This is a genomic window from Streptomyces novaecaesareae (genome assembly GCF_000716875.1).
GTDB lineage: Bacteria > Actinomycetota > Actinomycetes > Streptomycetales > Streptomycetaceae > Kitasatospora > Kitasatospora novaecaesareae.
The window spans coordinates 1-21,586 of the sequence record NZ_JNWQ01000071.1; the positions used below are offsets into that span (position 1 = coordinate 1).

The window sequence follows — 21,586 nt, forward strand, 5'->3', positions numbered from 1 at the left end:
GCTGGAGGGCGGGTCGCGGGGGACAATGGCGGGGTGATCAGTAGCCCCGTTCTCGACCCGACCCGCCTCGCCAAACTGCGTGAGGCGCTGCTCGCCGCCTCGTTCACCGCCGACGGGTGCCTCGACCTGCTCGGGCCCGCCGGCTACTCGGCCTTGGCCCGCAGCGAGGCGGTCCCGGCGCTGCGTGCGACGCGCGGTGGCAGTCCGCTGGAGACGCTGGTGCGGCTGTTCCTGCTCCAGCAGTCGGTGCCGTACCAGGCGGCCGCCGCCGCGCTGCCGGTGGAGGACTGCCTGGCGGACGGCTGGCTGCGCCCGGACGGGGATCTGGTGCGCGCCACCGTCGACGTCCGGCCGTACGCCAACGAGGTTGCCGGGATGCCCAGTTCGGATGCCTGGGTGGTCTCCGACCTGGGCTGCGCGGTGGGTGGCGCGGGCGGCATCGGCTCCGGCGAGACCGCGCACGGGGTGGCTCGCAAGGACCTGGTGCTGGGAGTCGGCGGCGCGTCCACCACGCTCGCCAACATCACCGTGCGCCGGCCCGTCCGGTCTGCGCTGGACCTCGGCTCGGGCTCCGGCGTGCAGGCGCTGCACGCGGCCCGGCACGCCGGCACCGTCACCGCCACCGACCTGAACCCGCGCGCCCTGCGCTTCACCGAGCTGACCCTGGCGCTGTCCGGGTTCGACAACACCGAGGTGTCCGCCGGGAGCCTCTTCGAGCCGGTCGGGGAGCGGAAGTTCGACCTGATCGTCTCCAACCCGCCGTTCGTCATCTCGCCCGGCGGCCGGTTCACCTACCGCGACGGCGGCATGGCCGGCGACGACCTGTGCCGGAGCCTGGTCCGCTCGGCCGCCGACCACCTGGAGCCCGGCGGCTACTGCCAGCTGCTCGCCAACTGGCAGCACGTCAAGGGCGAGGACTGGCACGAGCGGCTGGCCGGGTGGGTCGCGGGCACCGGGCTGGACGCCTGGGTCGTCCAGCGCGAGGTCCAGGACGTGGCCCAGTACGCCGAGTTGTGGCTGCGCGACGGCGGCGACCACCGCGGCCCGGGCGGCGACTACCAGGCCCGCTACGGCGAGTGGCTGGACGCCTTCGAGGCGGGCCGGGTCGAGGGCATCGGCATGGGCTGGATCACCCTGCGGGCGAGCGGCGCCGAGCGTCCGACCGTCCGGGTCGAGGAGTGGCCGCACCCGGTGGAGCAGCCGCTCGGCCCGCACATCGAGGCCTGGTTCGACCGGCAGGACTTCCTCCGCTCGCACGACGACGCGGGCCTGCTCGCAGCCCGCTACGTGCTGGCCGACGAGGTGGTCCAGGAGCAGGTCGGCGCGCCGGGTGCGGAGGACCCGGAGCACGTGATCCTGCGTCACAACCGCGGCATGCGGCGGGCCACCAAGGTGGACACGGTGGGCGCGGGCTTCGTCGGGGTCTGCGACGGGACGCTGTCGGCGGGCGAGATCGTGGACGCCATCGCGCAGCTGCTCGGCGAGGACCGGGTGGTGTTGCGGGACCGGGTGCCGGAGTCGCTGCGGCTGCTGACCGAGCAGGGGTTCATCGACCCGGTCCGCTGAGGCGGGACCCGGAGCCGGACCCGGAGCCGGACCCGGAGCCGGACCCGGAGCCCGGGGGGCGCCGGGGGAACGGCCGAACCGGGCCGGGCTCGGCCCGGTTCACCCTCCCGTACCCCCTGGTTCGTCCGGCAGCCGCCGGACGGCTTCCCCCCGTTGGCCCTCCACTGTGAGGCTCTGTCCACAGGCTGTGGACAGAGCTGGGGAGCCGGGGGCCAGGGGTGGACACGACGACGGCGACGGTGGGCGGGCTGGTGCTCGCCCTCTTCGGTGGCGTACTGCTGCTCTGGTGCGCCGCCGAAGTGCGCCTTCGCCACCGGGTGCGCCGCCGGGGCGTGGCGACGGTGGCCACGGTGGTCTCCGAGGGCGACGAGCACGGCCAGCTGGACAGTGCGCCGCTGCTCTCCTTCTCGGTGCCGCCCTCGGTCGGCGGCTCCGGCGAGTGCCGGATCGCGGGGCTCGTGCTCACGCGGCCGCGCGGGCATACCCCGCTGCGCCGTCCGGAGCGCTTCGCCCCCGGTGCCTCGGTGCGGATCTGCTACGACCCGGAGCTCCCGAGCCGGGTGGTGCTGGCGGCCGGGGAGGTCAGCCGCGCGGCCGTCACCGATCTGCTGTGGAGCACGCTGGGGGCGGCCTGTCTGGCGGCGGGTGCCGGGCTGCTGGCCGCGGTCGGCGGCTGAGGGCCCCGACCGCCCGTCGATTTTCCGTTGACAGATCTTGAAATCCGTCATTCCATCCTCCGGAACCTGCCGAAGCCCCCCTCCACGGGGCGCGAACCTCCGTCATCGGGTTACCGTTCGAGTGGCGTCGGTGAGACCGGCACGTGAAAACGCGGGATCCGTCCGTTTGACAAGGGTGGCCGGGGTACGGTCACACTCCGCTGGTGGGGGTGTCGTGCAGCGGCGGCCCCGGGACGGTGGAGGGGTCGGGCGGAGCGCAGCCCGTGCTGCCGGCGCCGACCAGCCACATACGGACCGGGAGAGAAGAGCGAAGGTGTCCCCGAGCAGCGAGACCGCGCACGGACAGCGACTCGTCATTGTCGAGTCGCCGGCCAAGGCGAAGACGATCAAGGGCTACCTTGGCCCCGGCTACATCGTCGAGGCGAGCGTCGGGCACATCCGCGACCTGCCCAGCACCGCGGCCGAGGTGCCGGACAAGTACACCGGTGAGGTGCGCCGCCTCGGGGTGGACGTCGACCACGACTTCGCGCCCATCTACGTGGTCAACGCGGACAAGAAGTCCCAGGTCAGCAAGTTGAAGTCGCTGCTCGCGGAGTCCGACGAGCTCTTCCTCGCCACCGATGAGGACCGCGAGGGCGAGGCCATCGCGTGGCACCTGCAGCAGGTGCTCAAGCCCAAGGTGCCGGTGCACCGGATGGTGTTCCACGAGATCACCAAGTCGGCGATCCAGGAGGCCGTGGCCAACCCGCGCGAGCTCAACCAGCGCCTGGTCGACGCCCAGGAGACCCGCCGCATCCTCGACCGCCTCTACGGCTTCGAGGTCTCGCCGGTGCTGTGGAAGAAGGTCATGCCGAAGCTGTCGGCGGGCCGCGTGCAGTCCGTCGCCACCCGCCTGGTGGTCGAGCGCGAGCGCGAGCGGATGGCCTTCCGCAGTGCGTCGTACTGGGACCTGGTCGGCACCTTCGGCACCGGCCGCACCCCCGCCGATGCCGCCAACCCGGAGACCTTCGGCGCCCGGCTGGCCTCGGTCGACGGCAAGCGGATCGCCAGCGGCCGGGACTTCGGGTCGGACGGTCGGCTGAAGGCCGGCAGCACCAACACCCTGCACCTGGACGAGCAGGCCGCCCGCCAGCTGGCCGCCGCCCTCGCGCAGACCGCGTTCGGCGTCCGCAGCGTCGAGTCCAAGCCCTACCGCCGCTCGCCGTACGCACCGTTCCGCACCACCACGCTCCAGCAGGAGGCCAGCCGCAAGCTGGGCTTCGGCGCCAAGCGGACCATGCAGGTGGCCCAGAAGCTGTACGAGAACGGCTTCATCACCTATATGCGCACCGACTCCACCACGCTGTCGGAGACCGCGATCGCGGCCGCCCGCGCCCAGGTCACCCAGCTGTACGGCGCCGACTACCTGCCGGACGCCCCGCGCACCTACGCCAGCAAGGTCAAGAACGCGCAGGAGGCGCACGAGGCCGTCCGCCCCTCCGGCGACCGCTTCCGCACCCCCGCCGAGACCGGCCTGACCGGCGACGACTTCAAGCTGTACGAGCTGATCTGGATGCGCACCGTCGCCTCCCAGATGAAGGACGCGGTCGGCCAGTCCGTCACCGTCCGGGTCGGCGGTACCTCCGCGGACGGCCGGGACGTCGAGTTCTCCGCCTCCGGCAAGATCATCACCTTCCACGGCTTCCTCAAGGCCTACGTCGAGGGCGCCGACGACCCGAACGCCGAGCTCGACGACCGCGAGCGCCGGCTGCCGCAGGTCGCCCAGGGCGACCCGCTGGGCGCCGAGCGGATCACCCCGGAGGGCCACGCCACCAAGCCGCCGGCCCGCTACACCGAGGCCTCGCTGGTCAAGGAGCTGGAGGACCGGGAGATCGGCCGCCCCTCCACCTACGCGTCGATCATCGACACGATCATCCAGCGCCGGTACGTGTTCAAGAAGGGGACGGCGCTCGTCCCGTCCTTCCTCTCCTTCGCCGTGGTCAACCTGCTGGAGAAGCACTTCGGCCGGCTGGTCGACTACGACTTCACCGCCAAGATGGAGGACGACCTCGACCGGATCGCCGCCGGTGAGGCGCAGTCCGTGCCGTGGCTGAAGCGCTTCTACTTCGGCGAGGGCGAGGGCCACGCCGCGGGCGGCGCCGCCGAGGCCGGGAACGGCGACGGCGACCACCTGGGCGGCCTGAAGGAACTGGTCACCGACCTCGGCGCGATCGACGCCCGGGAGATCAGCTCGTTCCGGATCAGCGACGACATCACCCTGCGGGTCGGCCGCTACGGCCCGTACGTCGAGCGCGCCTCCACCGTCGAGGGAGAGCCCGGCCAGCGCGCCGACATCCCCGACGAGCTGCCGCCGGACGAGCTGACCGTCGAGCTGGCCGAGGAACTGCTGGCCAAGCCCAGCGGCGACTTCGAGCTCGGCCCGGACCCGGTCAGCGGCAACATGCTCGTCGCCAAGGACGGCCGCTACGGCCCGTACGTGACCGAGATCCTGCCCGAGGGCACGCCCAAGACCGGCAAGAACGCGGTCAAGCCGCGCACCGCCTCGCTGTTCAAGACGATGTCGCTGGACACCGTCACGCTGGAGGACGCACTGCGGCTGCTCTCGCTGCCGCGGGTCGTCGGAACCGACACCGAGGGCGCGGAGATCACCGCGCAGAACGGCCGCTACGGCCCGTACCTCAAGCGCGGCACCGACTCGCGCTCGCTCACCAGCGAGGACCAGCTCTTCACGATCACCCTCGACGAGGCGCTGGCGATCTACGCCCAGCCCAAGCAGCGCGGCCGGGCCGCCGCCGCCCCGCCGCTCAAGGAGCTGGGCAACGACCCGGTCAGCGAGCGCCCGGTGGTGGTCAAGGACGGCCGCTTCGGCCCGTACGTGACCGACGGCGAGACCAACGCCACGCTCCGCAAGGACGACGACGTCGAGACCATCACGCCGGAGCGCGGCTACGAGCTGCTCGCCGAGAAGCGGGCGCGCGGGCCGGTGAAGAAGACGGCGAAGAAGGCCCCGGCGAAGAAGACGGCGGCCAAGAAGGCGACGGCGACCAAGACCGCGGCCACCAAGACGGCGGCCGCGAAGAAGACCGCCGCCAAGAAGACCACCGCCACCAAGACGGCGGCGGCGAAGAAGACGGTGGCCAAGAAGACGGCGGCGAGCAAGGCCGCGGCCACCGACGAGGGCTGACCTCGCGACAGCGGCACCGGGCCCGTGCCCCCCACCGGGGGCGCGGGCTCGCGCGTTGCCGGGGGCGGGTGGGCATCCGTGCGGTCGTGGGGCGGTCGCGGTGCGGTCGCGGGGCGGGGATGTGTGCGGGGATCCGGCCGGGGATCCGTGCGGGGATGTGTGCGGGGAACGTCACAACCCGGTGATGAGCGGGATCCGGAAGCCCGTTCACCACATTCCGGCCAAGCCCCGACCGCTACGCTGACCGTATGACGAGCGAGGAGCAGCCCACCCCCAGCGTCGCCCCGGCCGCCAGAGCCGCAACGCCCGAGCTGCCCGAGGTCGCGCCCGCCGGCACCCCGGTGGACCGGGCCCGGGCACTGCTGCGGACACGCGCCTACCGGCGGCTGTGGACCACCCAGCTGATCGGCGGCACCGCCGACCGGCTCGGCCTGCTGGTGCTGCTCGCGCTCACCGTGATCGCCGCGGCCGTGGGCGGCCAGTTCGGCGACCTGCCGCGCAGCCTCGCCTTCGCCCTCGCCGCGGTCCTCGCCGTCCGGGTGGCGGCCACCGGTCTGGTCGGCGTGGCGCTGCTCGGCCCCGTGCACCAGCTGGTCGCGGGCAAGCTCGACCGCCGCTGGACCCTGTTCGGCGTCGACGTGCTGCGCGCCCTGCTGATCGGCCTCGCGCCCTGGTGGACCGTCTGGCTGGGCTCCGGCCCGAAGCCCTCCGGGGCCGCCACCTACGCCCTGCTCGCCACCGTCTTCGTCACCGGCGCCGCCGAGCGGGTCTGGGGCATCGCCAAGGCCGCCGCCGTCCCGGGCCTGCTGCCGCCGGCCGATCCGTACGCCCCGGCCGCCGAGCAGCGGCCCGCCGCCGCCAACCTGGACACCGTCCGGGGCGTCGACCGCTTCACCGGCTGGGTCACCGTGCCGCTGGCCGCCGTCGGCCTGGTCGGCTTCACCCTGCTCAACAACATCGGCGCGGCGGCCGGCTCGGACTGGCTCCGCGCCCACCAGCTCACCTTCGCGGCACTCGGCGCGGCCGGGCTGTTCGCCGCCTCGGCGACCCGCGACTACCTCCAGCAGCTGCCCGGCGGCCCCGTGGCCGTCGCCCCGCTCTCCCCGCTGCAGGGCCTGCGCGCCCCGACCGACGCCGCCCCCGGCCCCGCGCTGAGCAAGGGCCGCACCGGCAGCGCCCCGTACTTCACCTTCGCCGTCGCGGCCGGCTTCGCCTCCATGGCGGGCGTCGCCGCGCTGGCGCTGCTCACCGCCGCCGAGCACCGGGCCGGCCCGATCGGCTACGGCCTGCTGGTGCTGGCCGCCACCGCGGCGCCCGCCCTCGGCGCCCGGCTCACCAGGGCCACGCTGCCCTCGCTCTCCCGCCGCCGCCTGCTCGCGCTGGCGCTGCTGACCCAGGGCGTCGCGCTGATCCTGGCCGGGCTGGTGCTGGACTACGTCCTCGTCCTGCTGCTCACCGTGCTGGCCGGGCTGGCCGCCGGGATCGTCGTCTCGGCCGGTCGCACCCTGCTCGCCCAGGAGGTCGAGGAGGCCCGGCTGCCGAAGGTCACCGAGCACCTGTTCGCGGTGCTGCGGGCCGTGGTCGCCGTCGCCCTGGTGGTCGTCCCGCTGATCGCCGCCGCCTACGGGGACGTCGAGTACGGCACCGTCGAGCCCGGCTCCTTCACCTTCATCCACGGCGGCGCGGCCCTGGCCGTCGCCACCGCGGGGCTGCTCACGCTCGTCCTCGCCGCCGTCGTGCTGCTGCGCACCGACGACCGGCGCGGCACCGTGCCCTTCGGCCGGGACCTGGTCGACGCGGTGCGCGGCGCCGCCGGACCGGTGCCGCACCGGGGCGCGGGCACCGGTTTCTTCATCGCCCTGGAGGGCGGCGACGGCGCCGGCAAGTCCACCCAGGCCCAGGCGCTCGCCGAGTGGATCCGCGGCAAGGGCCACGAGGTCGTGCTCACCCGGGAGCCCGGCGGCAGCCCGGTCGGCCAGCGGCTGCGCGGCCTCGTCCTGGACGTCGGCAACACCGGCCTGTCGCACCGCGCCGAGGCGCTGATCTACGCCGCCGACCGCGCCGAGCACGTCGAGAACGTCATCCGGCCGGCCCTCGCCCGCGGCGCCGTGGTGATCACCGACCGGTACATGGACTCGTCCATCGCCTACCAGGGCGCCGGGCGCGACCTGGCCGCGACCGAGGTCGCCCGGATCTCCCGCTGGGCCACCGGCGGACTGCTGCCGGACCTGACGGTCGTCCTGGACGTCGACCCGACCAGGGCCAGGGAGCGCTTCACCGAGGCGCTGGACCGGCTGGAATCCGAGCCCACCGAGTTCCACCAGCGGGTCCGGGCCGGCTTCCTCGCCCTCGCGGCCGCCGACCCGGCGCGCTACCTGGTCGTGGACGGCAGCCAGGCCCCCGGCTTCGTCACCACCGCCATCCGGCACCGGCTCGACCGCGAGCTGCCGCTCTCCGAGCAGGAGAAGGCCGCCCGCGCCGAGCAGGAGCGGCTGGCGAAGGAGGAGGCCGAGCGCCGCGCCGCCGAGGAGGCCCGCAAGAAGGCCGAGGAGGAGGCCGCCGAGCGCAAGCGGCAGGAGCTGCTGGCGCAGCTGCGCGCCGAGCAGGCCGAGAAGGAGCGACTGGCCAAGGAGGAGGCCGAGCGGGCCGCCGCCGAGGCCCGGCGCAAGGCCGAGGAGGAGGCGCGCCGCCGGGCGCAGGAGGAAGCCGAGCGCCGCGCCGAGGAGGAGGCCCGTCGCCGGGCGGCGGAGGAGGCCCGGCTGGCCGCCGAGGCCGCCGAACGCCAGCGGATCGCCGCCGAGGCGGCCGCCCAGGCGGAGCTGCAGCGGCAGCGGGACCTCGCCCGTGAGGAGCAGCGCCGCCGGGCGGAGGAGGCGCTGCAGCGGGCCGAGGAGGCCCGGCTGGCACAGGCTGCCGCGCTCGCGGCCGCGGCTGCGGCGGCCGAGACGGCGGCGGGCCGGGCGGAGGGCCTGGCGGAAGGCCTCGCGGAAGGGCGGCCCGTCGGGGTGGGCGGGGCTCCTGGGGGTCAAGGGGCTCCCGGGGTGACGGCCGGGGACGCCATGACCACGGAGCTGCGGGCGGTCCGGGAGACCCCGACCGGCCCGGCGGACGGACTCGGTGACGAGGCGACGCGCGAGCTGTCGCTGCGGGATCGGCAGGCGGCCGTCCGGGCGGCGGAGGCCGCGGAGGCCGCGAAGGCCGCAGCGGCGGGCCGGACCCCTGCGAGCGGGGCGGCCGACGCGACCGCCAAGCTGCCGGTGGTGCCGGCCTCGGCGGTGGACGAGACGGCCGTGCTGCCGCAGATCCCGGCGGAGGCCGACCGGACCGCGGTGCTGCCGCGGGTCGAGCCGGGCCGCCCCGGGGGCGGGGCACCGTCGGGCCCGTGGCGGGCGGAGCCGGTGGACAGCACGCGCGAGCTGCCGGTGGTCGGCGGTGAGCCCGCGGCGGCGCCGCAGCCGCCGTCGCGGCCGCAGGCACAGCCTTACGTTCGGCCGCAGCCGCAGCCGCAGCCGCAGCAGCCGCAGGCTCAGGAGGAGCCGGCCGCCGAGCGGACGCGGCCGGAGTGGGCCGAGGAGACGCCGATGGACGACCTGCCGAGCCTCACCGACACCCTGCTCGGTTCGCGCGACGAGTGGGCGCGCTGGGGGCACGGCGGCCCGGAGCAGGGCGGCCCGCAGGGCGGGGCCGCCCGGCGCGACGGGGACGACCAGGGCAAGGCCGACGGCAAGGGCGACGGCGACGGCAAGGGCAAGGGCCGCCGCTGGGGCCGCCGGGGCTGACCGGACACGTGTGCACGGCGCCGTCGGGGCAGGCCCCCGGCGGCGCCGCCGCGTTTCGGCTCGTGGTCGTGGTCGTGGTCGTGGTCGTGGTCGTGGCCGCGGTCTCGGCCGCGGCGCTGCCGCCGTCCCGGCTGGCGTGCCCTGGCCGGCGTGACCCGGACGGCGCAATGGCTGTCGGAGCGGAGACGTATGCTCGACGGCGGGGAAGAGGCGCCGCTGGCGCTGCCGTACGGAGCTTGGGAGCAGCAGTTGGCCGTCTGGGACGACCTGGTGGGCCAGGAGCGGGTGGTCGAGCAGCTGACCGCCGCCGCCCGGGCGGCCGGGGCGACGGTCGAGGTCGGCCGCGGGGCCGTCCCGGACGAGGGCGTGAACGCCTCCCTGATGACGCACGCCTGGCTGTTCACCGGCCCGCCCGGTGCCGGTCAGGTCACCGCGGCGCGTGCCTTCGCGGCCGCTCTCCAGTGCACCAGCCCCGACCTCGCGCTCGGCGGCACGCCCGGTTGCGGCTTCTGCGACGGCTGCCACACCGTGCTGGCCGGCAGTCACGCCGATGTGAAGTACGTCCGGACGGACGGCCTGTCCATCGGGGTCGGCGACATGCGTGACCTGGTGCTGCGCGCCTCCAGCTACCCGACCGGCGGCCGCTGGTCGGTGATCCTGGTCGACGCCGCTCACCGGCTCACCGAGGCCGCCGCGAACGCCCTGCTCAAGGGCGTGGAAGAGCCCTCCCCGCGCACCGTCTGGCTGCTCTGCGCCCCCTCCGTCCAGGACGTGCTGCCGACCATCCGCTCGCGCTGCCGTCTGCTGGTGCTGCGCACCCCCGCCGCCGAGGCCGTCGCCGACACACTGGTCCGCCGGGACGGCGTCGACCCGGAGACCGCCCGGCTCGCGGCACTCGCCGGGCAGGGCGACATCGAGCGCTCGCGCCGCCTCGCCGTCGACGAGCAGGCCCGCACCCGCCGGGCGGAGGTGCTGCGGATCCCGCTGGAGGTCGGCGACATCGGCGGCTGCCTGACCGCGGCCCAGCGCCTGGTCGACACGGCCAAGGCCGATGCCGAGGCGCTCGCCGAGACCCAGGACGCCAAGGAGACCGACGACCTCAAGGCCGCCTACGGCGCCTTCGAGGGCAGCAAGGCGCCGCGCGGCATGGCCGGCGCGGTCAAGGAGCTGGAGAAGCGGCAGAAGAGCCGGGCCACCCGCACCCGCCGGGAGACCCTCGGCGTCGCCCTGCTCGACCTGCTGGGCTTCTACCGGGACGTACTCGCGATCCAGCTCGGCTCCACCGGCTCGCTCGCCAACGAGGACCAGCGGCAGGCGCTGAACCGGGTCGCCCAGGCCGGCCCGGCGGAGGGCACGCTGCGCCGGATCGAGGCGGTGCTGGCCTGCCGCGTGGCGCTGGACCGAAACGTGGACCCGCTGCTCGCGGTCGAGGCGATGACGGTGGCGCTGCGCGCGGGCTGAGCGGCGCCCGGCCGGGCCGGCTCTTCGGGTGCGCTTCTCGGGGTGCGCTTTGCCGGGTGCGCTTCTCGGGGCGGGCTTTGCGGGGCGGGCTTTGCGGGGCGGGCTTTGCAGGGCCGGGGCCCGGGCCGCTCCACCGGCTGACGGCCGTACGCCTCCCGGAGCCGGTGCGCTGTCCCACCTTCGAGTGAACGGGCGATACGCGCCGGGCACACCTGCGTGTGACCGTCCGCCCGTTGTGCACGCTGGGGGCCGACTGCGCCCGGTGCCGGGCCGGTCGTCTCCCGTACGCGCCGGGTCCGGTCCGGCGCCGGCCCTCCGTCCGTGGTGGTGCGTCGCATGGTCCGTTCGCTGCTCGTCATCCCCTTGCTGGCCGCCGCACTCGGCGGGATCTGGCTGGCCCGCGGTGCCCTCCAGCGCTGGCGCGACCTGCGCGCCGCCGAGACCTACGAGCTCGCCGGGGACCGCTGGCCGATGCTCGTGCGGGCGGCCGGGGCGATGGTCTGCGGGGTGTGCGTCAGCGCGTTGACGCTGCTCACCGCGCTCGGCGCCTTCGGCGGGCTCGGCCGCGGCCACCAGGAGCCGGACCGGGCGGAGCCCATCGTGGACGCGGCGGGTGCGGGCACGGGTGCGGGCGATGGCGCGGGGGCCGGGTCCGCGGTCCGGCAGCAGGCCGCGCCGCCGGTGGCCGCCGAGCCCGCTGCTGCTGCCGCCACCACGGCGCCCGCCGTGGTCAGCCGCTTCGACAGCGTCGGCCACCCGGGCGGCGGCGAGCTGCTCCAGTCCGCCGTCCTCGGCCCCGACGGCCGGCCGCGCAACGTCCGGGTCTGGCTGCCGCCGCAGTACGCCAAGGAGCCGAACGCGCGCTTCCCGGTCGTCGTGATGCACGCGGCCGCGCCGCGCAAGACCGCCGACGCCGAGGTCCCGGACGTCTTCGAGGGCATCGGCTCGGCCCTGCAGCCCGGCAAGGCCCGGCCGTTCATCCTGGTCGCCCCCGAGGCCCCGAACGGCACCGCGCACCCCTGCGAGCTGGTCGCCGCCGCCCCGGCCGCCGTCGCCGACGACGCGGCCCTGCGCACCACCGTCGCGGCCTCCTTCCGCACCCTGCCGCCCGGCCCGGCCTCCTGGGGCACCCTCGGAGTCGAGGGCGGCGCGCCGTGCGCGGCCGCCGCCGGGCTGGCCCGCCCCGACCTCTACGGCGCGGCCGCGGCGGTCTCCGGCCGGTACGACGCCGCCGCGCTCACCCAGACCGGCGCCGAGGCCCCGGCCGGCAGCGCGGCCAAGCTGCTGCTGGCCGCCGCCAAGGCCGACGCCGCCGGGCTGGACGCGGCCCGCAAGCTCCAGGCTTCGCTCAAGGCCGGACCGGGCCCGGCGGCCAAGGCCGACGTGCGGATCTCGGACAACGTGCAGGACTTCACCCCCGACCGGGAGCGGCTGCGGCTGGTCCGGCAGGCGGCGCAGTTCCTGGCCGAGGCGCTGGCCAAGGCGTCCTGAGCGGCCGAGGCGCCGGCCGAGGCGTCCTGGTCCTGAGCGGCCGAGTCGTCCTGAGTGCGTCCGAGCGGGCACTACGCTGCCCGGTACCCGGAGCGGGTACCGGGCAGCCGCATTTTCCGACTGCACACCAAGGCTGGGAAGGAACCGGATGAGGGCCATCGGCCGGGTACGGGCACGGGCACGGACGGTGGCCGCGGCGCTCGCCGTCGGGCTGCTGGCGGGCGGGTGCAGCGCGGGTCCGGCCGGGGAGCCGGGGTCGGCCTCCTCCGCCTCGGTCGGCTCGGACGCCGCCTCGGCGCCGGCGGCTGCTGCGGCCACCCCGCTGGAACCGCTGCCCGCCGCCGTCCCGGCCGCGCTCGCGCCGTACTACGGGCAGCGCCTGGCCTGGCAGCCGTGCGAGGGCGGGTACGAGTGCACGATGTTCCGGGTGCCGATGGACTACGACCACCCCGGGGACGGCGACCTCACCCTAGCGGCCGCCCGCGCGGCGGCCGAGCCGTCGGGGGCCGTGTCGGGGGGCGCTGTGCCGTCGGGGGCCGTGCCGTCGGGCGCTGTGCCGTCGGGGGCCGGCGCCGGGTCCTCGGGTCCGCGGCTCGGCTCGCTGCTGCTGAACCCGGGCGGGCCCGGCGGCTCGGCGGTCGAGTACCTGGAGGCCGCCGCCCGGACGTACGACCGCGGGGTGCGCGCCCGGTACGACCTGGTCGGCCTCGATCCGCGCGGGGTGGGCCGCAGCAGCCCCGTCACCTGCCTGAGCGGCGACCGGATGGACGCCTTCACCGCCGTCGACCTGACCCCCGGCGACCAGCGCGGGATCGACGCGCTGGTCGCCGCCGACAAGGAGTTCGCCGAGGGCTGCCGGAAGCAGGCCGGGGCGGCGCTCGGCCACCTCAGCACTGTCGAGGCCGCCCGCGACATGGACGTGCTGCGCGCCCTGCTCGGCGACGAGAAGCTGAACCTCGTCGGCAAGTCCTACGGCACCTTCCTCGGCGCCACCTACGCCGGGCTCTTCCCGAGCCGGGTGGGCCGGCTGGTGCTGGACGGCGCGATGGACCCGGCGCTCGACTCGGTCACCGGCAACCGCACCCAGGCCGGCGGCTTCGAGACCGCCTGGGCGGCCTTCGCCAAGGACTGCGCCAAGCACGAGGACTGCCCGCTCGGCCGCACCGAGCAGCAGGTCGGCGAGCAGCTCACCGCCCTGTTCGCGACGGTCCACGCCGAGGCGCTGCGCACCACCGACGGCGGCCGCCGGCTCACCGAGTCCCAGGCGACCACCGGCGTCATCCAGGCCATGTACGCCGACTTCCTCTGGCCCAAGCTGCGCACCGCCCTCGCCGACGCCAGGGCCGGCGACGGCACCGGCCTGCTGAAGCTCTCCGACTCGTACTACGGGCGCGAGACGGACGGCTCGTACCCCAACCTGATGTTCGCCAACACCGCGGTGAACTGCCTCGACCTGCCCGCCCCGTTCAGTGGGCCGGAGGACGTCCAGCGGGCGGTGCCGGACTTCGAGCGGATCTCCCCGCACTTCGGGCGGGACATGGCCTGGATGGCGCTGACCTGCACCTACTGGCCGGTCCGGGCCACCGGCCTGGCGCACACCGTCCGGGCCGCCGGAGCCGCCCCGATCGTCGTCGTCGGCACCACCCGCGACCCGGCCACCCCGTACGCCTGGGCGCAGTCCCTGGCCGGGCAGCTGGAGTCCGGCCGGCTGCTCACCTTCGACGGGGACGGTCACACCGCATACGGGCGGCACAGTGCTTGCGTGGACGGGGCGGTGAACCGCTTCCTGCTGACCGGGGAGGCCCCTGAGCAGGGCAAGCGCTGCGACCGGTAGGGAGGAGCGTTCCGGGCGGCCGGTAGGTGGTTGCGGCTTCAATCGATAACCAGTACGACGTTACGATGAGCGCCCCCTGCCACCCTTCCCTGCACCGGAGCGCATCGTGCTCGGAGTCAACGACCTGGCGACCTACGTCCTCGGCGCCCTCGTCATCATCCTGCTGCCCGGCCCCAACTCCCTGTACGTGCTGTCCGTCGCAGCCCGCAAGGGCATCCGGACCGGCTACCGGGCCGCGGCCGGCGTCTTCGTCGGCGACCTCACCCTGATCAGCCTCACCTCGCTGGGCGCGGCCTCCCTGCTGAAGGCCAACCCGGCCGTCTTCGCGGTGGTCAAGTTCGGCGGCGCCGCCTACCTGCTCTGGATCGGCTACGGCATGCTCCGCGCCGCCCGACAGCTCTGGCTCGAACGCCGGGCCGAGGCCGACCCCACCGCCGAACCGGCCCCCGAGACCGCCGAGAACCCCTTCCGCCGCGCCCTGGTCGTCAGCCTCCTCAACCCGAAGGCCATCCTCTTCCTGCTCTCCTTCTTCACCCAGTTCGTCGACCCCTCCTACGGGCAGCCCGTCCTCTCCTTCGCCCTCCTCGGCGGCATCCTGCAGACCTTCAGCCTGCTCTACCTCTCCCTGCTGATCTTCGCGGGCACCACCCTCGCCACCGCCTTCCGCCGCCGCAAGCGCCTCTCCGCCACCCTCACCAGCGGCGTCGCCGTCCTCTTCGCCGGCTTCGCGGCCAAACTCGCCGTCTCCTCCGCCTGACCCGCCCCCCGGGTATCCGGGTACGGATCACCCGCGAACCTGTGTAGACTGGCCCGCGTTGCCGCCACAGACGGCAACGGTGCCGCCTTAGCTCAGTTGGCCAGAGCAACGCACTCGTAATGCGTAGGTCGCGGGTTCGAATCCCGCAGGCGGCTCAGTAAAGGCCCAGGTCATTCGGTTGATGACCTGGGCCTTTGGCGTTTTCGGGCGGGGGTGGGTCAGGGGGTCGGGACGGGGGTGGGGGTGGTGAGGGTCGGGGTGGTGGGGAGGTCGCGCATGGTGCGGAGGGGGGAGAGGAGGACGGGGAGGACGGCGAGGAGTTCGCCGAGGACGCCGACCCACATGGCCTGGCGGGGGCCGAGGGCCTGGCCGAGGAGGCCGCCGATGAGGGCGCCGACGGGCATGAGGCCCCAGACGACGAACCTGAAGGTGGCGGTCATCCGGCCGAGCAGGGGCTTGGGGCAGATCCGCTGGCGGAAGGCGACCCCGGTGATCTTGTAGGTCATGAAGCTGACCCAGCCCAGGCCGTTGAGCAGCAGGGCCACCGCGAAGCGGCCGTCGGCCTGGTACATCGGCAGGGCCAGCAGCCACAGGACGCTGCTCACGGTCATCGAGAGCCACATCGCCCGGCCCTGGCCCAGCTTGGCGGTGATCCGTTCGACGCAGAGCGCTCCGAGCAGGCCGCCGATTGCTTCGATGCTGAAGACCAGGCCGCAGAGGAGGGAGGAGAGGTGGAGCCGGTCGGCCAGCAGGACGAGCAGCATCGAGGCGCCGATCGTGCCGCACATGTTGGAGAGTGCGGAGCTGATGGTGATGGCGCGCAGCAGGCGGTGGCCGAAGACGAAGCGCAGGCCCTCGGCGATCTCCGCCCGCAGGTTGGCGTCCTCGCCGGTCTGCGGCCGTACGTCGGGGCGGCGGATCCGGGCGAGGGAGAGGAAGGAGAGGACGAAGGTGGCCGCGTTGACGACGAGTGCCATCGGTGCGGTGACGGCTGCCACGATCGCGCCGCCGACGCCGGGGCCGCCCACCTGGACGACGTTCCGGGTGGTCTCCAACTTGACGTTGCCCTCGACCAGTTGCTCGTCGTCGACCAGGTGCGGCAGGTAGCTCTGGAAGGCCGTGTCGAAGAAGGCGGTGCCCACCGACATGCCGAACGCCACCACGTACAGCTGGCCCAGTGTCAGCACGTCCAGCCAGGCCGCCAGGGGGATCGAGGCGAGCAGCAGGGCGCGGCAGGCGTCGCCGACCAGCATCACCCGCCGCTGGCGCATCCGGTCCACCCATGCGCCGACTGGCAGGCCGATCAGCAGTGCGGCGAGGTATTCGAAGACGACCAGCAGGCTCGCCTGGAACGGCGAAGCGTGCAGGGTCTTGATCGCCACCAGCGGCAGCGCGACCAGGGTCACGCCCGCGCCGATCTGGCTGACCGTGTCACCGGCCCAGAGGCGGCGGAAGTCCCTGTGCCGGAACAGGCTTGAGCGGGCGCTTGAGCGGGCTGCTGTCATGGTGCTCCACTCCAGCAGCTGGCGATCGCACCGACGAGTGTTTTAGCGTGGGCGAAAACTCCGAGGCCCAGGGGGAGCCCGATGAGTGAGGTCCGGTTCGACGTCAGCGACGTGGCGCGGATCAGGTTCGCCGTCTCGCCGCTCTGGGAGACCATCGCGAGCCTGTGGGCGCTGGCCGACCCGGGCCGGCACCTGGTGCACCTGCCCTGGCTGCGGGAGGTCCGGCCGCTCTCCCTGGAGCCGGAGCTGGCCGGCCGGACGGCCCCGCTGCGCTCGCTGATCGGAGCGGGCAGCTGCCTGCCGGACTTCCTGACGCCCCCTCCCGGGTGCTCCCTCGGCGAGATCGAGGAGGAGCTGGCCGTGGTGCTCGCCACCCCCGCCGAGCGGGTGCTGGCCGAGCTCACGCCGCCCGCCGACCGGTGCGCGCCCGCCTCGTTCGGACGCCTGCTGGCCGCCGACCCGGAGCGTTCGCTGCCGATGCTGGCGGACGCCGTACGGGCCTGGTGGCACGCGGCGATCCGGCCGCACTGGCCGCGGATGCGGGCCGTCCTGGAGGCGGACATCGCCTACCGGACCCGCCAGTTCTCCAGCGGCGGGGTGCAGTTGCTGGTCGACCGGCTGCACCCGACGGTGCGCTGGTCGGGCGACCGGCTGGTCTCGGACGACGGCCTGGACACGGTGATCGACCTGGCCGGCCGCGGGCTGCCGATGGTGCCCAGCGTCTTCGCCGACCGCTGTGTCCTGTTGACCAACAGCCCGGCCGCGCCGCCCGTCGCCATCTATCCCGCCCGTGCGGTCGGCACCCTGTGGGAGCGGCGGGCGGGCAGCACCAGGGAACTGGACAAGCTGCTGGGGCGCAGCCGGGCCGCCATCCTCGCCTACACCAGCTCGCCCAGCACCACCACCCAGCTGGCGGCCCGCACCGGACTGAGCCTGGGCGCGGTCTCCCAGCACCTGACGGTGCTCCGGTCGGCGGGCCTGGTGACCAGCCACCGCTACCGGCACGAGGTGAACTACACCGTCAGTGATCTCGGGGTCGCCCTGATGGATCGCCCGTGAGGACACACCAGCAGGGGGTGGCGGGTCAGCCGAGGACGCCGACCGAGGTGAGGTCCAGGTAGCCGTGGGTGGTCATCCGGACGTCCGTCAGCCGGGCCGAGTAGCCGGCGCAGGCCCACTCCTGCCAGAGCGGGACGTGCGGCAGGTCCTCGGCCAGCAGCCGTTCGGCCCGCTGGTAGAGCGTGGCCGCCTCGGCCTGGCTCGGGGCGGTGTCGGCCGCGTCCAGTAGTGCGTCGAACTCCGGGCGGGCGTACCCGGTGTCGTTGAAGGCGCCGGTGGAGTGGAACTGCGGCCGCAGGAAGTTCTCCAGCGCCGGGTAGTCGGCGCCCCAGTCGGCCCGGAAGGCGCCGGTCACGGTGCGGCCTCCGACCGCGTCGTAGTAGTCGCCGGTCCGGTCGTACAGCCGTAGGGTGCACTCGATGCCGAGGACCTCCGTGACGCAGTCGGCGAGCTCGCGGAGCCAGTCGCGGGCACTGACCGGAGAGTGGATCTCCAGCGGCCCGGTGAAGCCCGAGCGGGCGAGGTGCGTGCGGGCCCGCTCCGGGTCGAAGGTGCACCAGCCGCCGGCCTGGTCCGGCAGGTAGCCGGACACCTGCGGGACGGCCCAGCCGTCGGCCGGCCGCTGGCGGCCGGCCAGGGCCGCCCCGATCACGCGGGGCCGGTCGATCGCCAGGGAGACGGCCCGGCGCAGGTCCGGGTGGCCGTAGCCGGGCAGGTGGCCGGGGAAGGCGAGGGACTGGAGCATCAGGCCGTCCCGGCCGACCAGGCGCCCGGCCAGCTCCCGTTCGCACCGGCCGTCGGCCAGCAGTGCGTGCGGCAGCGCGTCCAGGTAGTCCAACTCGCCGTTGAGCAGGGCCTGGTAGGCCTGCTCGCGGGTGGGGTACGCGGTGAGCCGCAGGCCCCGGATGCGCGGCGGGTGGGTACCGCGGTGCTCCGGCCAGGCGGTCAGCCGGTAGTCGGTTCCGGACTCCGCACCGGCGAAGCGGTACGGGCCGTTGCCGACCGGCTGCCGCCGGAAGCCCTCCGGGTCGGCGAAGTAGGCGTCCGGGAGCGGGAAGTAGGCCACCAGGCCCAGGGCGAGCGGGAAGGTCGCGAAGGGCTCGGCGAGCTCCACCTCGAACCGCAGCTCGTCCAGGATCCGCAGCCCGGCCAGCCGTTCGGCGCTCGGCCGGCCCTGCGCCGGGTGCACCTCGGGGTAGCCGAGCACCTTCTCGAACCAGACGGCGCCCGGGAGTCCGTTGGGCCCGTACGCCGTGTGGTTCCAGGCGTCGACGTAGTGCCTGGCCAGCACCGGTGTCCCGTCGTGGAAGGTCCGGCCGGGCTTGAGCGTGACGGTGAAGGAGCGGGAGTCGGCCGTGGTGACCGACTCGGCCGCCTCCAGGTGGGGGGCGCCGCTCTGCGGGTCGTAGCCGACCAGGCCCTCGCCCAGCAGCTGGACGATCCTCGCACCGCAGTGCTCGCCCGGGTCCCCCGGGAAGAGCGGGGCGGCGGGGGCCTGGTCGTAGTTGTAGAGCCGGATCTCGGCTTCGAACACGGGTCAGTTCTCCACCGGCTCGCAGGTCTCCACCGGCTCGGCGGTGATCCGGAAGTCCCGGTAGGTCGCCATGATCGCCTCGTGGACCTCGGCGGAGGTCCCGGCCCGGAAGCGGAACCTGGCGCCCACGTGCTCGTAGCCGGCCGTGGCCGGGAGCACGTCGCCGACCGCGAGCAGCCGCTCGGTGTACGGGCCGGGCGTGCGACCGGTCATCGACACCACGTCGGTGACCCGGCCGGAGGGCGCCGGCAGCAACAGCCAGCCCGCGCAGTCCTCGTGGCTCCAGTCCACCGGCTCCGGCAGCGGCAGCCCCAGCTGGATGCGGAAGGCGGCCTCCATGAGGTCGTACCCGTGGACCTCGCGCCAGAGGAACGGCGTCTCCGAGCCGCCGACCCGGCCGCCGACCTCCAGGAAGCTGCAGGTCGGCCCGTTCGGCCCCTCCTCCAGGAACAGCTCCAGGTGGAAGGGGATCGGCTTGTCGGTCAGCGCCCGCATGAACTGCTCGGTGCAGTCGCCGATGACCTGGTGCAGCAGCGGGTCGTCGCGCTCGACCGAGCCGAGGAAGGTGCCCTGGTTGAAGTCGAAGCAGGTGTTGAGGTAGCGCGAGCCGCGCCAGACGGCCAGCTTCTCGCCGTCGAAGACGCCGTCGATGTGGTGCACCGGGTGCGGGTTGCGCACCTGCACCATCAGGTTGCCGCGGGTGAAGTCGATCGCCGCCAGGTCCTGCGGCGCGTCGACCCTGACCACGCCGACGCTGGCGCTGCCCGAGCGCGGCTTGACGATGAGCTCCCAGCCGTGTTCGGCGGCGAACTCGACCACCTCGGCGGCGTCGGCGACCGTGCGGAAGGCGGGGGCGGGCAGGCCCGCGGCCTGGATGCGGCCGACCATGACCGCCTTGTCGCGGAAGGTCCGCACCTCCTCGGTGGTCTGCCCGGGCAGGCCCCACTCGGCGCGGATGACCGCGGCGTTGGCGAGGTCCTCCTCCTTGAGCGTGATCAGCAGATCGGGCCGGCCGTGGCGCTCGGCCAGTCCGGCCACCGCGGCGCGCAGCGCGTCGAGGTCCTCGATGTCCGCCAGCGTGACGGTCTCGGTGGCGGCGGCCGGCACCGAGCCGAGGCCGGCCCGGCTGGTGATGTAGGTGACCTTCACCCGCTCGTGGTCGAGGTAGCTCGCGTAGTCCGCGTAGCAGTCCTTCCAGCGGTTCATGATGATCACGTGGCGGTAGCCGTGGTCCCCCGGCCGACTCATCTGCTCGTTCCCTTCGAGAGTCGCGGTGTCGTGCGGTGTCGTGCGGTGTGTTCGGCCGCGGGGCCGTCCGGGCGTCGTGCACCGGGACGGCCCCGCGGCCCGGACAGTCCGGGCGTCGTGCACCCCCGGACGGCCCCGCGGCCCGGGCGGGCCTAGAAGTGGAAGACGCTGCCGGTGTGGATCCGGTCCATGCAGCGGAAGCCGATGATGGCGCTGGACTCGGCGGGGATCATCCGCGCGTGCGCCCCGGCGTACCCGTCGGGCTGGTAGAAGACGCCCCAGAGGGTCTGCCAGGGGCGCAGGGCGCCGTCCGCCGGGTCGACCATCAGCTCGGTCTTGGGCACCACCCGCTCCTGCACCACGCAGCCGCCCGCGGCGCCCTCGGTCACCGCCTGCCACCACTGCTCGTCGTCGACCTCCCAGCCGGCGACCACACCGTGCCCGCCGTACAGGTTGTTCGGCTTGAGTACCAGGCTCGCGCGGCGGGTGCGGATGCGGTCGGCGAGTTCGGTGTCGTCGAGCGCCTCGCCGCCCTGCAGCGAGCGGGTCCAGGGCAGTACCCGGTCGATGAGCTCGCGCTCCTGCGCGCTGAACTTCCCGCTCCAGCGCGGGTCGGAGAGCAGGGCCATGCAGGCCTTCTCACCGAACAGGTTGGTCTGCAGGGTCGTCCACAGCAGCACCTGGCCCTGCTCGTAGGCGCGGAAGACCGGCTCGGCGAGCGCCTGGTGCTCGGGGCTCTCCAGCAGCTGGTCGGTGTCGAAGGCGCGCCACACGACGTCGATCCGGCGGCCGTCGAGGTGGAGCGCGCCGTCCCGCTCCTCGATGTCGGTGAGCTCGCCGAGGTGGAAGTCGAGGCCGAGGCTGCGCATCACCCGGTGGAAGTTGTGCCAGATGCCGCCGAAGTCGCCCAGGCCGCCGGGGGCCTCGATCAGCGCCACCATCGGCTCGCGGCCGCCGGTGAACTCCGCGGCGAACTCCCTGATGGTGCGCACCGTCTCGTGGCCGGTGTGCACGTAGCCCAGGCCGTGCTCCTGTGCGAAGGCGGCGAACGGCTCGACCTCCAGCAGTGCGCGCGGCACCTCGCCCGCCCAGCACCAGCCGCCGAGGTCGCTGCCGATGCCGAACTCCAGCAGCTTGAAGGCGGCGCCGTCGTCGTAGACGTCGGCGCGCCCGAAGTGCACCGGACGGTCGGCGGCGTGGCGCTGCATCAGCCGGCGGCGGTCGCCGTGCACGCCGATCGCGTCGCAGAACCGGTCGAGGTCGCCGTCGAAGAGCCGCTCGGGCAGCGAGGTGAGCAGGTCGAGCATCCGCATCAGGTCGTCCGCGAAGGCCCGGACCCGGCGCTCCTCGACGAAGATCGGGCGCGGCGGGTAGGGGCGCTTCCAGGTCGGGATCCCGGGGTTGGCCCGGACCGCGTCCATGACGTGGCGCAGGTCGCTGCCCGGTGCCCCGGCGGCCGCGTTGTAGGCGCTGGTGACCTGGTCGGTCATG

Annotated in this window: 13 protein-coding genes and 1 tRNA gene; 10 read left to right on the forward strand and 4 right to left on the reverse strand. The window is 74.4% G+C overall.

The genetic code is table 11. The features are described 5' to 3' along the window. Positions 1-33: 33 nt before the first annotated feature. The 9 genes from OP86_RS24195 to OP86_RS24240 all read left to right on the forward strand — a co-directional run bounded on the left by OP86_RS24195 (position 34) and on the right by OP86_RS24240 (position 14,904). Positions 34-1,566: a DUF7059 domain-containing protein gene (locus tag OP86_RS24195; protein ID WP_030062068.1), complete on the forward strand. Its 1,533-nt coding sequence runs from the start codon at positions 34-36 to the stop codon at positions 1,564-1,566. A gap of 218 nt (positions 1,567-1,784) precedes the next feature. Next, positions 1,785-2,243, forward strand: coding sequence for a DUF3592 domain-containing protein (locus OP86_RS24200; RefSeq protein ID WP_030062069.1), 459 nt, complete (start codon positions 1,785-1,787; stop codon positions 2,241-2,243). A 313-nt stretch (positions 2,244-2,556) separates the two neighbouring features. After that, positions 2,557-5,427 (forward strand): type I DNA topoisomerase, encoded by a 2,871-nt coding sequence (gene topA / locus OP86_RS24205; RefSeq protein ID WP_030259285.1) that lies wholly within the window; start codon positions 2,557-2,559, stop codon positions 5,425-5,427. 248 nt (positions 5,428-5,675) lie between these two features. After that, positions 5,676-9,206: a dTMP kinase gene (tmk, locus tag OP86_RS24210; protein WP_063832447.1), complete on the forward strand. Its 3,531-nt coding sequence runs from the start codon at positions 5,676-5,678 to the stop codon at positions 9,204-9,206. Between the two features lie 249 nt (positions 9,207-9,455). Then, positions 9,456-10,667: a DNA polymerase III subunit delta' gene (locus OP86_RS24215; protein WP_030259299.1), complete on the forward strand. Its 1,212-nt coding sequence runs from the start codon at positions 9,456-9,458 to the stop codon at positions 10,665-10,667. Between the two features lie 336 nt (positions 10,668-11,003). After that, positions 11,004-12,158 (forward strand): hypothetical protein, encoded by a 1,155-nt coding sequence (locus OP86_RS33860; RefSeq protein WP_030259300.1) that lies wholly within the window; start codon positions 11,004-11,006, stop codon positions 12,156-12,158. Between the two features lie 148 nt (positions 12,159-12,306). Beyond that, positions 12,307-13,992, forward strand: coding sequence for an alpha/beta hydrolase (locus tag OP86_RS24230; protein ID WP_030062079.1), 1,686 nt, complete (start codon positions 12,307-12,309; stop codon positions 13,990-13,992). A gap of 106 nt (positions 13,993-14,098) precedes the next feature. After that, positions 14,099-14,749 carry a leucine efflux protein LeuE gene (gene leuE / locus OP86_RS24235; RefSeq protein WP_030062080.1) on the forward strand — a complete coding sequence of 217 codons (651 nt, stop codon included), beginning with the start codon at positions 14,099-14,101 and terminating at the stop codon, positions 14,747-14,749. Positions 14,750-14,830: 81 nt separating this feature from the next. Continuing rightward, positions 14,831-14,904, forward strand: a tRNA-Thr gene (locus OP86_RS24240). Positions 14,905-14,967: 63 nt separating this feature from the next. On the opposite strand, the gene OP86_RS24245 is transcribed toward OP86_RS24240, so the two are convergent. Continuing rightward, the gene (locus tag OP86_RS24245; RefSeq protein WP_063832448.1) at positions 14,968-16,254 is read right to left on the reverse strand and encodes an MFS transporter; all 1,287 of its coding nucleotides are present in this window, start codon (positions 16,252-16,254) and stop codon (positions 14,968-14,970) included. 81 nt (positions 16,255-16,335) lie between these two features. Between OP86_RS24245 and OP86_RS24250 the strand changes: the two genes are divergently transcribed. Further along, on the forward strand, positions 16,336-17,313 hold the full coding sequence (locus OP86_RS24250; protein WP_030259307.1) for an ArsR/SmtB family transcription factor: 978 nt from the start codon (positions 16,336-16,338) through the stop codon (positions 17,311-17,313). Between the two features lie 25 nt (positions 17,314-17,338). Here OP86_RS24250 and OP86_RS24255 read toward each other — a convergent pair whose 3' ends face one another. From OP86_RS24255 to OP86_RS24265, 3 genes are all read right to left on the reverse strand, one after another. After that, complete coding sequence (locus OP86_RS24255) at positions 17,339-18,847, reverse strand: ABC transporter substrate-binding protein (protein ID WP_051830495.1); 1,509 nt, start codon at positions 18,845-18,847, stop codon at positions 17,339-17,341. Positions 18,848-18,850: 3 nt separating this feature from the next. Continuing rightward, positions 18,851-20,095 (reverse strand): ATP-grasp domain-containing protein, encoded by a 1,245-nt coding sequence (locus OP86_RS24260; RefSeq protein ID WP_030259312.1) that lies wholly within the window; start codon positions 20,093-20,095, stop codon positions 18,851-18,853. 152 nt (positions 20,096-20,247) lie between these two features. After that, positions 20,248-21,585 (reverse strand): hypothetical protein, encoded by a 1,338-nt coding sequence (locus OP86_RS24265; RefSeq protein WP_063832449.1) that lies wholly within the window; start codon positions 21,583-21,585, stop codon positions 20,248-20,250. Position 21,586 lies beyond the last annotated feature (1 nt).